The 11,694-nt window shown below is 69.5% G+C and carries 11 protein-coding genes; 3 read left to right on the forward strand and 8 right to left on the reverse strand.

Annotated features, from left to right (window positions below; genetic code table 11):
- Window positions 1-170: 170 nt before the first annotated feature.
- The 5 genes from OX958_RS04845 to OX958_RS04865 form a co-directional block, all read right to left on the reverse strand.
- Window positions 171-1,463: a hypothetical protein gene (locus tag OX958_RS04845; RefSeq protein WP_270135952.1), complete on the reverse strand. Its 1,293-nt coding sequence runs from the start codon at window positions 1,461-1,463 to the stop codon at window positions 171-173.
- Entirely contained in the window at window positions 1,460-3,235 is a 1,776-nt protein-coding gene (locus tag OX958_RS04850; protein ID WP_270135953.1) for a sugar ABC transporter permease, read from the reverse strand. The genes OX958_RS04845 and OX958_RS04850 overlap by 4 nt, the downstream gene beginning before the upstream one ends.
- Window positions 3,235-4,488: an ABC transporter substrate-binding protein gene (locus tag OX958_RS04855; protein WP_270135954.1), complete on the reverse strand. Its 1,254-nt coding sequence runs from the start codon at window positions 4,486-4,488 to the stop codon at window positions 3,235-3,237. The genes OX958_RS04850 and OX958_RS04855 overlap by 1 nt, the downstream gene beginning before the upstream one ends.
- The gene (locus OX958_RS04860; protein WP_270135955.1) at window positions 4,478-5,026 is read right to left on the reverse strand and encodes a hypothetical protein; all 549 of its coding nucleotides are present in this window, start codon (window positions 5,024-5,026) and stop codon (window positions 4,478-4,480) included. Before OX958_RS04860 ends, OX958_RS04855 begins: the two co-directional genes overlap by 11 nt.
- A gap of 80 nt (window positions 5,027-5,106) precedes the next feature.
- Window positions 5,107-5,805, reverse strand: a complete 699-nt coding sequence (locus OX958_RS04865; protein ID WP_270135956.1) for a class I SAM-dependent methyltransferase — start codon at window positions 5,803-5,805, stop codon at window positions 5,107-5,109.
- Window positions 5,806-5,871: 66 nt separating this feature from the next.
- Here OX958_RS04865 and OX958_RS04870 point away from each other — a divergent pair, with 66 nt between their 5' ends.
- Window positions 5,872-6,747: a GNAT family N-acetyltransferase gene (locus OX958_RS04870; protein WP_270135957.1), complete on the forward strand. Its 876-nt coding sequence runs from the start codon at window positions 5,872-5,874 to the stop codon at window positions 6,745-6,747.
- A 61-nt stretch (window positions 6,748-6,808) separates the two neighbouring features.
- Window positions 6,809-7,606, forward strand: a complete 798-nt coding sequence (locus OX958_RS04875; RefSeq protein ID WP_270135958.1) for an SDR family NAD(P)-dependent oxidoreductase — start codon at window positions 6,809-6,811, stop codon at window positions 7,604-7,606.
- Here OX958_RS04875 and OX958_RS04880 read toward each other — a convergent pair.
- Genes OX958_RS04880 through OX958_RS04890 form a run of 3 tightly spaced genes read right to left on the reverse strand, consistent with a single transcriptional unit; the run spans window position 7,603 to window position 9,966 of the window.
- Window positions 7,603-8,214, reverse strand: a complete 612-nt coding sequence (locus OX958_RS04880; protein ID WP_270135959.1) for a TetR/AcrR family transcriptional regulator — start codon at window positions 8,212-8,214, stop codon at window positions 7,603-7,605. The genes OX958_RS04875 and OX958_RS04880 overlap by 4 nt on opposite strands.
- A complete protein-coding gene (locus OX958_RS04885; RefSeq protein ID WP_270135960.1) occupies window positions 8,214-8,672 on the reverse strand; it encodes a GNAT family N-acetyltransferase in 459 nt (152 codons plus the stop codon). Before OX958_RS04885 ends, OX958_RS04880 begins: the two co-directional genes overlap by 1 nt.
- Window positions 8,673-8,682: 10 nt before the next feature.
- A complete protein-coding gene (locus tag OX958_RS04890) occupies window positions 8,683-9,966 on the reverse strand; it encodes an MFS transporter (RefSeq protein WP_270135961.1) in 1,284 nt (427 codons plus the stop codon).
- Between the two features lie 225 nt (window positions 9,967-10,191).
- Here OX958_RS04890 and OX958_RS04895 point away from each other — a divergent pair, with 225 nt between their 5' ends.
- Window positions 10,192-11,616: a beta-N-acetylhexosaminidase gene (locus OX958_RS04895; protein WP_270135962.1), complete on the forward strand. Its 1,425-nt coding sequence runs from the start codon at window positions 10,192-10,194 to the stop codon at window positions 11,614-11,616.
- Window positions 11,617-11,694 lie beyond the last annotated feature (78 nt).

An 11,694-nucleotide genomic window follows, 5' to 3' on the forward strand; every position in this document is an offset into this window, starting at 1 on the left:
TGGTCGGCGAGATGGTGGACGGCGGTGCGGTCGGTGGAGGAGGCCGGGCGGTGGAGGAAGTGGGTCAGCAGGTGGTGGGTGAGGTGGGTCAGCGGGCGGTGGGGGAGGTTGCTGGTGGTGGGGAGGTGGGTGAGGTGGGTGAGGTGGGTCAGCGGGCGGTGGAGGAGCTGTTAGCGGTGGAGGAGGCGGGTCAGGAGGCGGTGGAGCCAGTTCTTGGGGGTTCGGTGCGGGGACTCGTCGAGGGTGGTGGGTGGGTCGATGGAGTCGCGGGCTGCTTTCAGATAGCGGGTGAGGAGCGGGTGGGTGGGGGTGTCACCTCGGAGGGCCGCGCTTTGTTCCAGGTACGCGCGGGCGTTGTCGAGGCGGTTGGCGACGACCTCGGCGGAGCCCAGGTGCTGGAGGCAACGGGCTCGGCCTTCGGGCTCGTCGACTTCGGCATAGAGGTGTTCGGCTTGTTGCCACCAGCGTTTGGCTTCTTGCGGGCTTCGCTGCATCCAAGCGGCGATGCCGGTCAGTTCGAGGGCGTGCGCGTGGGCACTGCCGTCCCCGGCGACCGATGCACGGGCAGCGGCCGGGCGTAGCTGGTCCAGGGCGCCTTCGGGGTCCTGTTGGTAGAGGTGCGTGATCGCCAGGTTGAGCTGGATCGCGACCTCGCCGGCGAGGTCAGGCCCCGGCCGGTGCAGGCGTGCGTCGTCCAGATGTTCCCGCGCGTTCTGCACGACCTCGTCCCGGTCGCCGCCGGCAGGCATCTGTTCCGCCCGGGCGAAGTGCAGCAACGCCCGCTCGACATGCCGGCGCGTGACCAGCGCCGCCGCGGTCCGGCCGTGCGTCGCCACGTTGTCGGAGTGTCCCAGCCGAGTGCTGGCTGTCTCCAAGTCACCCATCAGCCTGTACGCCGTAGCCGCCCGCGCCGCAGCCAGCTCGGTCAGTTCGCGCCGGCCGCATCCCTCGGCTACCGCAGCCAGTAGCTCGCTGAGCTTCAGCAGTGCCGGCCTGTCGTGCCGCCGTAGGTACCAGGTCTCCAACGCGTCGCAGATGCGAGCCAGGTCGTCAGCGCTGTCGTCCTCAGCCTTCTCCGTTGCCAGCAGCTCCCGCAGTCGCGGCTCGTTCTGCTGGAACCACTCCGCTGCCGCCAACCCGCCGGCATCCGATCCGAGAGACACCGACCACTGCTCGACTTCCTCCGCAGCACGATGCAGCTCGCCCGCCTCTCCTGCAGTCCCCGCCCGCCACCGCCGGTAGCGCCGCAGCCCGACCGGTGCGTTGTAGACCGCCCAGATCAGCGCCAGCACGATCGTCAGACTGATGCCGGCCACCTTGATCCAGCCGGTGCTGTCGATGCTCTGCGACAGCTTGTCGCCCGCCAGTCCCGACAGCAGCGCCGCCGCCAGCGCACTGATCCCGAGGATGTCTCCCCGCCGCCGCTCCTGCTTGCCGGGCTTCTCCGGCTCGCTGGAGGTCACGGCTTGCTCCCCACCGTCAGCCCGCGCACCACAGTCGGCCAGAACGACAACAGCAACACCACCGGCACAACAGAAGCCACCACAGCCGCAGCAGCCACAGTCCCGCTGGCTGCCGAGAACTGCCGGGCCTCTCCCCACAACACCAGCGACAACGGCGTCGTACCGGGGCCACTGATCAGGAAGCCGACGATGAAGTCGTTCCACACCAGAGCGAACTCCAACACGGCAACAGCAACCAGAGCAGGCCGATACGTCCGCTGGACAGTAGCCAGTACTGCGCTCTGCCGCGCCGGCCCCTGCAACGCCTCTGCCACCAGCACCGGTGGCGCTGAAGCAAAAGCCGACCGCAGCAGCAGTACGGCGAACGGCAACCCAGCAGCCGCATGCACCAAGGCCAACGCGACCCGAGACCCGGCCAAGCCGGCCGAGCCGATCGCGTCCCGCAGCGGAGCGGCGTACATCTGCACCGGCGTCACAGCCAGCACCACGAAGGATGAAGTCACCAGCCGACCCAGCCAGTGCGGCAGCCCGCCCCAAGCCACCAGATACGCAGTAGGAACGGCAATCACCAGCAGTACCGCAGTGGCGATCGTGGAGATCAGCACAGTCGACAGCAGTGCCCGCAGCAGCCCTGCATTGGCAGCAGCCGCAAAGGACTCGAGCCCGATGCCGTCAAGCGACCACCACCCGCGCAAGCCGGCTTCACGTGGCGAGTGCAGCGCAGTAGCCACCAGTACGACGGCCGGCAGGATCCAGAACAAGCCCACTGCGAACCCGACCGTCCACCCGATCCGCCGCACTCGCTTACTGGGCCGCGACCGTCCCACCGCGGGATCAGCCCGAACCACCCGGACCGGCATCGCCCATCGACGCCGCCGCAACCCGCGTACGCCGATCACCGCCACCGCCGCCACGATGGCGAACAACACCACCCCGAGCGCCGCAGTACGGCCGGCAGGTTCACCGGTACCGGCCGCTCGCCACCAGTTGAGGCCAAGCACGTCTGCGTCGCCCTGCATCGGCCCGGGGACGACTATGAGCACCAGGTCGAAGACCCGCACGGCCGCGATGACCAGCGTCAGCGTCACCACCCCAGTGATCGGCCTGAGCAGCGGCAGCTCCAACGCGAGCAGCCGGCGCCATCCGGTGACGCCCTCCGCCGTCAACGTCCGGCTCACGTCGTCCGGAATCGCCTCCAGCCCAGCGCGGAACAGCGACACGACGTACCCGAGCCAGGTCCAGCCGAACGCGGAAACCAGCACCAGCCAGAACAGTCCGGGTCCCAGCCAGACCGGGCTGGAGCCGAACAGTTTGGTCCAGACCGCGGTGACCGTGCCGCGCTCAGGGGTCGCGTCGAAGATCAGCCGGAACGTCACCCCCGACACCAGCACCGAGACGGCGAACGGAATCACCAACGCTGGTTGGAGAAACGTCGACAACCCCGGCAGCCGGTAGCTGACCAGCGCCAGCAGGAAGCCGACCACGACCAGCGCCAGCGCCACCGCGATCCAGGCAAGGCTGTTGCCTACGGCATGTAATGCGGCCGGGTCGCCCATCACCGCGAAGTTCGCCAGCCCGAAGGAGCCGTCCGGCCGCCGGAAGGCCGCCACCACGGTCACGCCGATCGGGACGAGCAGCAGGCAGCTCAGCAGCAACGCCGGAAGGCCCAGCAGATAAGGCCCCAACGGCCGCCGCGGTTTGCCGGGCACCGGGCGGCCGCTGATCTCCCGCCCGACGATCTCGAGTGACAGGCCGTTGCTCTGCAGCCCCATCAGCTCTCCACCTTCTTCAGCTCGGCCAGTGCCGCTTCGGTCGCATCCGGTACGACGTCGCTCCCGCGCCCGCCGATCCGCACCAGGAAACCGGTCAACACCCGCCACAGCCCGTTGATGTCACCGAGCCGCCCGAGCCGGTCGGACAAGTCGAACTGCAGCGACGCCGTGGGCGTGACCAACTGCTTCGCCAGTCGCGTGAGCTCAGGGGAGTAGCCAGTGGTGCGCCCATCGGCCAGGAAGCCGCCTGCCGCGATCCATGGGTCAACAGCTGCGGGTGCGGCCAGTCGGCGGACGAGGTCGCGAGCATCGTCGCCGGCCGGCTTCGGCAGCACCATGACGTCGCCACCGACCACCACCGGGGCCGCAGTACCGGGCGACATCGGCGGGAAGGTGAACATGGCGATATCACCGGGGTTCGCGGCGAAGGAACGCACCACGGGCTCGGCGAAGTCCGACGCGAGGACCATGGCCGCCCGGCGGTGCCCGAAAACCTCGACGATCGCGTCGGGGAACTGCTGCACCAGCGACCGCTCGACACCGCCCGCCAGGACGCCGGGTGCTGACCACATCGTCCCCAGCAGCCGTAGCGCCGCAGCGAACGCCGGTTGCTCAGAGAGCCGGGGGTGTGCCGCAGTTGCCAGTGCCTGGTAGGTGGACGGTGAGGAACCCAGCAAGACGTTCTCCAGGAAGTCCGTGAGCACCCAGCCGTCTCCAGCAGCCAGTGCCAGCGGGCGGATGCCGGAGGCCGCCAGTGAGCGGTTCACGTTGAGCCATTCGCTCCACTGGGTGGGCGGCTCCAGTCCCGCCTTCTCCAGCACCGAGGGCCGGTACCAGACCGCTGACTTGTTCGCTGTCTTGAACGGCAGCCCGTACGTCGTACCGTCGGCGACCAGAAGCTCGTCCCAGAGCAGGGCGCGGCCTCTGCCGGCCAGGTCGTCGGGCATCGATTCCAGGTCGCTCCGGTGCTCCGCGACGAGTCCGGGCTGAGGGAGCATCACCAGGTCGGGGCGACGGGCGGAGCGTGGTCCGAAGGCCGTGGAGATGTCGTCGCCGAGCGGTACGACCTCTACCGGATAGTCGAGCCGCCCGAGGTTGTCGAGGACCGAATGGAAGGCACGCAGTTCCTGGCCGCTCCAGCTCACGGCGACCCGCACGCTACGACGCAGGCCGAGGGCGTCCGGCGTACCGGAGCAGCTTGCGGCCAGGAGGGCGGCGGAGGCCCCGAGGAAGGCTCGGCGGCTAGTCGGCATGCTGGAATCCCGTAGTACGCGCTGGGTAGGTGGTGATGAGTAGCAGCGCCGGGAACCACAGCTCCGGGTTGTCGAAGCGTAGGAGCGATCCCCAGGTCGGCAGGCCCGCAGCGTCTTCCAGCACGATCGCGGCAGGGTGGGCCCGAAGTGCGCGAGCCACTCCGGCCAGGCGGCGTCGACCAGGGGTGATTTCGTGCGGGTAGCGGTCCAGGACGTCGTCCAGTCCACAGCGGGCGGCGGTGACGCGGCTCTCGTCCTCTGCTGCTCGCCGGGTCACCCGGTGGGTGACGGTATGCCCGTGGACCACGTTGCCGAGGACAGTGAGGTGGGGGAGCAGGCCACCCTCGGCCGGTACCAGCCTGACCTCGCCACTGCAGTCGATCCTCGCCTCTGGCGGAGGCTCCTCGAGCCCGCTGATCAGGTCGGCCAGCAGCCGGGCAGTGGTTGCATCCTGGACCACCAGGGCCTTCTGCTCGCCACGGAGAAGCTGGAGCGGCCGGGTGAGCCAGGGCAGCCCTTCGAGCAGCAGTCCGTCCATTCCGGCCTGGCGCCTCCCACTTAGGTGCGAATGCTCACCCTAGGGCCCGGGCCGGGTCGTCGCAGCCCCAAGCGCGCCTGTCAGTACGTCTTGCTCCACAGGTTGATCGCGTAGTCGACCTCGACACCGGTGTGCGAGGCGATGAACCGCTCGGCGTCGGCCGGCTTGAACTCGATCCGGATCACCGCCTCCAGGTCCTCGCGCCGCTCGAACCGCCAGCCCATGTCCAGCCGGGTCCGCTGCCAGCCGTGGGAGAGCCAGAACCGCTCCACCGTGGCCGCCTCGATCTTCGGGTAGGACTCGCTGAACCAGCGCCCGAACGTCGACCGCGAGCCGTCGTTGTCGATCACGAACGCGGTCCCGCCCCGGCGCATCACCCGGTCGAGCTCGGCCAGCCCCGGCTCGCAGCCCGGCCCGAAGAAGTACGCCCAGCGCGCGTGCATGACGTCGATGGTCGCGTCGGCGACCGGCACCCGTTGCGCCGTACCCTTCCGCACCTCGACGTTGCGGAGCTTCTTCGTCCGCAGGTTCGCCGCCTTGGCCAGGTCGCCGTGCGGCTCGACCCCGATCACCCGGCCGGCCGTGGCAGCGAACATCGGCAGGTGGAAGCCGGTGCCGCAGCCCAGATCGAGCACCGTCGCCCCGGCCCAGTCGCGGATCGCCCGCATCGCCGGCTCGATCACGCCGCCCGGATCGACGGCCCGGTTCTCCACCTCGTAGACCTCCGGGTGGTGCCAGATGTTGGGACTGGGGATGCCGCCTTCGGCTATGTTCGCCACGCCGTAACCCTAACCACGCCCCGATCCCACCCGTGCTCCGATCCCGACGCGCCCCGGAGGCAACCGATGCAGCGGCAGGACTACACCGGCCCCGACGACCTCCGGGCCCTGCAGGAGCTGGTCCGGCGGACCTACAGCGTGGACTCGCGTTTCCACGTCGGCGATCTCGCCTGGGAGTACAGCTCGGCCGCTCCGGCCCGGCAGGCGGGCTGGCGGCTGGCGTTGTGGCGTGAGGGCAACGAGGTCTTCGCGTGGGGCTGGGTGGAAGGCAACGACCTCCTGATGGTCGTCGACCCTGCCCGGCCTGACCTGGCGACCGAAGTACTGGCCTGGTTCCGCGAGTCGACTGAGGCCGAGTCGCTCGGCTGCAGCGTGCTGGAGAGCGAGACCCACCTCATCGAGGCCCTGGCGGCGGACGGCTTCCGGGTCCACGAAGGCGACCCCTTCTTCACCCACCACACGCTGGCCCTCACCGACCTCAGTACGCCGGTCGTCCCGGCCGGCTTCACCTTGCGCCCCGCGCAGCTCCACGAGGTCGAGCAGCGCGCCGCCGTCCACCGTGCCGCGTGGTCGGATCTGCAGCCGTCCAAGGTGACAGCCCAGGTGATGGGTGCCGTGATGAGTACCTGGCCGTATCGCCCCGAGCTCGACTGGGTGGTCGTGGCGCCCGACGGGGAGTTCGTCGCCAGCGCTTTGATCTGGCTGGACGAGGAGAACCAGGCAGGTCTGGTCGAACCGGTCGGTTGCGCACCGGCGTACCGGCGGCAGGGGCTGGCGCAGGCCGTCAACCTCGGCGCACTGCACGCGTTGCGGGACCTCGGTGGCGTCGAGGCGCGGGTCTGTCCTCGCGGTGACGACGACTACCCGCAGGCGCGCCGGCTCTACCAGAGCATCGGCTTTCAGCCCGGCCTGCGCACGGTCAACCATCGATTGGACTTGTGAGTCCATTTTTCGCTTTCCACACTGAGGAGGTCAGCAGCTCGGACGTGGAAGGAAACCGATCATGGAACTGCAACTGGCCGGGAAACGCGCGCTCGTCACCGGCTCCAGCGCCGGCCTGGGTGAGTCGGTCGCCAAACTGCTCGCGGCGGAGGGTGTCAGCGTCGTAGTGCACGGACGCGATGCCGCCAAGACCGAGCAGGTGGTGAAGGCGATCGAGGCCGAAGGCAACCGGGCGACCTTCGTGCTGGGCGATCTCGGCACCGACGAAGGAGCCGCCCAGGTCGCTGCCACGGCCGGGGCGGTGGACATCCTCGTCAACAACGCCGGGTACTTCGAGCCGGCCCGGGGCTGGACCGACCTGGGCCCGGCCGACTGGGCCGAGATGTACAACGTGAACGTGCTGTCCAGTGTCCGGTTGATCGAGCGGCTGGTGCCCGGCATGCGCGAGCGCGGCTGGGGCCGGGTGATCCAGATCGGCAGCGTGGTCGGGATCGTGCCGCAGGCGAAGCAGCCGCACTACAGCGCGAGCAGTGCGGCCCGGCACGCACTGGCGACCTCCCTGGCCAGGGAACTGAAGGAGACCGGAGTGACCTCCAACGCGGTCGCGCCCGGCGGCATCCTGACCGAGGTCAGCGAGCGCAACCTGACCTTGCTGGGCCGGTCACAGGGCTGGGGGACCACCTGGGCGGAGATCGAGCCGAACCTGCTCCGCGCCCTCGCTCCCAACGACATCGGCCGGATCAGCCGTCCGGACGAGATCGCGAACGCCGTCGTCTACCTGGCCAGCCCGCTGGCCGGCTCCATCACCGGCAGCACTCTGCAGGTCGACGGCGGCTGGTACGACGCCCCGGCAGCCTAGGGCCTGCCACTTCCGCTTCCGGCCAGTCGCAGCCGCTCGATGCCCTGGTCGATCGCTGCTTCCAGATAGTTCGTGTCGCCGGTCGACAGCATGATCGTCACGCCGCCCTGTACGCCGGCGAGCAGGGCGGCCGAGGTCTGCTCGACGTCGACCGGCCCCAGCTGGCCGTTGGCCTGCAGCGCCTCGATCCCCGCGGCGAGGAAGCGCTGCCAGTCCTCCAGCAGTCGTCGCACGATCGCCCGCGCGCCGGGAGTGTCCCGGCCGACCTGCAGGAACAGCGCACCCATCGGGCAGTTGTCTCCGAGGGACCGGTATCGCTCGATCACCACGTCCCGCCACTCCTGCCAGGCTTCCCAGCTGTCCAGGTTGCTCAGCTGAGGTTGCTGGTCGCTCAGCACCTGATCGGCCTCGTACTGCGCTACTGCCAGCAGGAGCTGGTCCTTGCCTTCCGGGAAGTAGTGGAAGAGCTGACTCTTGCTGGTGTGCGTGTGGGCGCAGACGTCGTCGAGCGTGGTGGCGGCGACCGACTGCGCACGCAGCAACTCCGCGGCACCCGCCACGATGCGTTGCTTGGTGGCAGCCCCCTTGGGAGTCAGGGTTTTCGTCATCAGCTGTCGAGCCGGAAGTAGTGCAACGTCGGCTCGGCGTCGGCCGGCAACTCGTCGGGGGCGAGCAGGCGGAAGCCGTTTTTCTCCAGGACCCGGCGGGAGCCGATATTCGTCTTCAGCAGGTCTGCCTGGAGTGGGCGGTCGGTCAGCTCCGCGAGGAAGAGCCGCAGCGCGGTCGTGGCGATCCCGCGGCCCCAGAAACGCTGGGCGATCCGGTAGCCGACGTGGCGGCCGCTCTCGTCGGTCCAGCTGACGACGTCGCCGGCCATCTCGCCGTCCACCATGACCGCGCGGGTGTCGGTGGCGGGGTCGGCCTCGGTTCTGGTCCGGCGGACGTAGAAGTCCGCCTCTTCACGGATCGGTACGCCGGCCATCGTCGCGCTGGCCGGGTCGTACTGGTTCTCGAACAACGTTGGTAGGTCTTCCGGCGTGATCGCCCGCAGGCTCACCTCACTCATACCGGTCACGTTAACTCGCCGTACCGACAGTCTCGCCAGACTTTTTCCTGACCGTCGTGGCGGTCAGGACCGCGACCGGGACGAGCAGCATCCCGCACAGTACTGCGAGCCAGTGGAAGCCGAGCTGGGCGAGGACCGGCCCGGCGCCGATCCCGGCAATCGAGGCGAAGACGCCCATCGTCAGGTCGGACAAACCCTGCGCGGAGGTGCGGATGTCGGGCGGCACGGAGCCGGACAGCAGCGCCGAACCGGCCACCAGGCAGGCCGACCAGCCGAGGCCGAGCAGCACCAGGGCGAGGCCGGTCAGGCTGTGCGCCTCGTCCGGAGCGAGGGCGGCCACGGTCATCGCGGAGGTCAGGATCGTGAGGCCGATGCCGATGGTGGGAACGCGACCGAGGCGGTCGGCGAGAAAGCCCATCACGGGGGACAACGCGTACATGCCGGCGACGTGGCCGCTGATGACGAAACCGACGACGGTGAGCGAGGCGCCGTGGTGGCGCAGGTGCACCGAGGTCATCGACATCACGCCGACCATCACCGCGTGGGCGGACGCGATCGCGAGCAGCCCCAGCCGGGCGTGCGGGATCGCGACCACCCGGCGGAAGGTGGTGGACAGCGGCTGGCGTTCGAGGGTGGTCCGGACGGCGACCTGCTGCAGCCGGCGCAGGCCGAACCAGACGGTCGCCAGCGCAAGGGAGAAGGCGACCACCGAGAACAGGTAGGGGCCGGCCAGCGGGAAGACGCCGAGCGACGTACCGACCGAGCCGCCGACGCCGGTCAGGTTGGGGCCGACGACGACGCCGATCGTGGTCGCCCAGACGACCATCGACAGGGAGCTGGCGACGTGCTTGGGATCGGCGGCGTCGGTCGCGGCGTACCGGGACTGGAGGTTGGCCGCTGAGCCGCTGCCGAACAGGCAGCCTGCCAGGAGCAGCAGCGCGAGTGAGTCGATCTGTGCGGCGATGATGCTGAGCAGGGCACCGGCGACAGCGATCAGATAGCCGGCAGTGAGCGACGTACGCCGTCCTTGCGACCGCGCGAGCCGCGCCAGCGGGACGGCGAGGATCGCCGCGCCCAAGGTGGTGGAGGTCGCCACCAGTCCTGCCATCGAGGTCGATCCCGAGATGCTCTCCGCGAGCAGCCCTGCCACCGCGAACCCGCTGGCGACCGCCACCCCGCCGAGCACGTTGCTGACCACCAGCACCCACAACGTCCCCCGCTGCAACGAAGCGGCGGTCGCCGGTACGACGTCCTGTGGGCCGGGGCGGTCGAGCGGAGCGGGGTCTGCGGGCACCTGCTCACCCTCTCATCCGGAAGCTGTCGCGGCAGCGAATTCCGCGTGGCAACGGAATGATTGGGAATGTCTTAAGTGAGTGATTTTCAAGCAGTTCAGAGCGTGGACCCGAGGTGTGCGAGCGGTTGGAGCGCAGGTAGGGTCGCGATCAGCGGCTTTTCGCTGTCAGTCTTCGTTTCTCGTCCTCGTCGTTCCTCAGCCCCGTTGCCCTCACCTGGAGTCCGGATGTCCGAACAGATCGCGATCGTCCCCGCCCCCCGAGAGCTCGTCACCGGCGACGGCCGGTGGGTCAGTGCCGACCCGGCCGCCGAAGCGGTCCGCACCGTCGTGGAGAACCTCGGCGAGACGGAGTACCGGATCGACGTGACGACCGACGGGGCCCGGCTGTCGGCCGGCTCCGAGGAGTCGCTGCGCTACGCCGAGCAGACCTACCGGCAGCTCCTCGACGCGGCGACCGAGACCGACGGCGGCCTGGCGGTCCCGGTGGTCCGGATCGCCGACGCGCCGCGGTTCGGCTGGCGCGGGATGATGCTCGACGTCGCCCGGCACTTCATGCCCAAGGAGTTCGTGCTGAAGGTGATCGACACGATCGCCCTGCACCGGATGAACGTGCTGCACCTGCACCTGACCGACGACCAGGGCTGGCGGGTCCAGATCGACGCCTTCCCCAAGCTCACCGAGATCGGTGCCTGGCGGCCCGAGACGATGGTCGGCAAGATGTCGCACGGCCAGACCGAGTTCAGCTACGACGGCACCCGGCACGGCGGCTTCTACACCAAGGACGACCTGCGCGAGATCGTCGCCTACGCGGCGGAGCGGGGCATCACCGTCATACCGGAGATCGATCTGCCCGGCCACATGCAGGCGGCCATCGCGGCGTACCCGGAACTGGGCAACAACCCTGACACCCAGCTCGGCGTCCGGCAGGTGTGGGGCATCAGCGACGACGTCCTGAACGTGAACGACACCACTGTCGAGTTCGTCCGCACGGTGCTGCGCGAGGTGCTCGACATCTTCCCCGGCCCGTACATCCACCTCGGCGGCGACGAGTGCCCGGACGGCCAGTGGCGGACGTCGCCGGCCGCGCAGGCCCGGCAGGCCGAGCTCGGGCTCACCGACGCCGGTCAGCTGCAGGGCTGGTTCACCGAGCAGGTCTCGGCGGTGCTCAGCGAGGACGGCCGGCGGCTGGTCGGCTGGGACGAGATGGTCGAGACGGACTGCCCGAAGAGCGCGGTCATCATGGCGTGGCGGGGGCCGGACCGCGGTGAGGTGGCGGCGAAGGCCGGCCACGACGTGGTGATGGCGCCGAACCAGTCGGTGTACTTCGACTACTACCAGGGCGACCCGGCGACCGAGCCGCTCGCGATCGGCCACTTCACCCCGCTGGAGAAGGTCTACGACTTCGAGGTGATCCCGCCCGGCCTGACCGCCGAGGAGGAGGCCCGCATCGTCGGCACCCAGTGCCAGGTGTGGACGGAGTACATGGAGGACCCGGAGCGGGTCGGCTACATGCTGCTGCCGCGGCTGTCCGCCTTCGCCGAGCGCGCCTGGGGTTCACCGAAGGTCTCGTACGACGAGTTCCTCGGCCGCCTGCGCCCGCACCTGGCCCGGATCGAGGCGCTCGGGCTGACCTACCGCCCGCTCGACTGAGCCGTCCCCGATCTTCTGGCACGGCGCACTAGAGTCGCCTCAGGCTGTCAGCTCTGACAACAGCCTGAGGTGACTCGT

It is taken from the genome of Kribbella sp. CA-293567, from assembly GCF_027627575.1.
GTDB lineage: Bacteria > Actinomycetota > Actinomycetes > Propionibacteriales > Kribbellaceae > Kribbella.

Excerpts from the sequence above, each read along its gene's own strand:
- OX958_RS04850 (WP_270135953.1), bottom strand. The coding sequence starts at position 3,235 with ATGGGGCTGCAGAGCAACGGCCTGTCACTCGAGATCGTCGGGCGGGAG.
- OX958_RS04855 (WP_270135954.1), bottom strand. The coding sequence starts at position 4,488 with ATGCCGACTAGCCGCCGAGCCTTCCTCGGGGCCTCCGCCGCCCTCCTG.
- OX958_RS04860 (WP_270135955.1), bottom strand. The coding sequence starts at position 5,026 with ATGGACGGACTGCTGCTCGAAGGGCTGCCCTGGCTCACCCGGCCGCTC.
- OX958_RS04870 (WP_270135957.1), top strand. The coding sequence starts at position 5,872 with ATGCAGCGGCAGGACTACACCGGCCCCGACGACCTCCGGGCCCTGCAG.
- OX958_RS04875 (WP_270135958.1), top strand. The coding sequence starts at position 6,809 with ATGGAACTGCAACTGGCCGGGAAACGCGCGCTCGTCACCGGCTCCAGC.
- OX958_RS04880 (WP_270135959.1), bottom strand. The coding sequence starts at position 8,214 with ATGACGAAAACCCTGACTCCCAAGGGGGCTGCCACCAAGCAACGCATC.
- OX958_RS04885 (WP_270135960.1), bottom strand. The coding sequence starts at position 8,672 with ATGAGTGAGGTGAGCCTGCGGGCGATCACGCCGGAAGACCTACCAACG.
- OX958_RS04895 (WP_270135962.1), top strand. The coding sequence starts at position 10,192 with ATGTCCGAACAGATCGCGATCGTCCCCGCCCCCCGAGAGCTCGTCACC.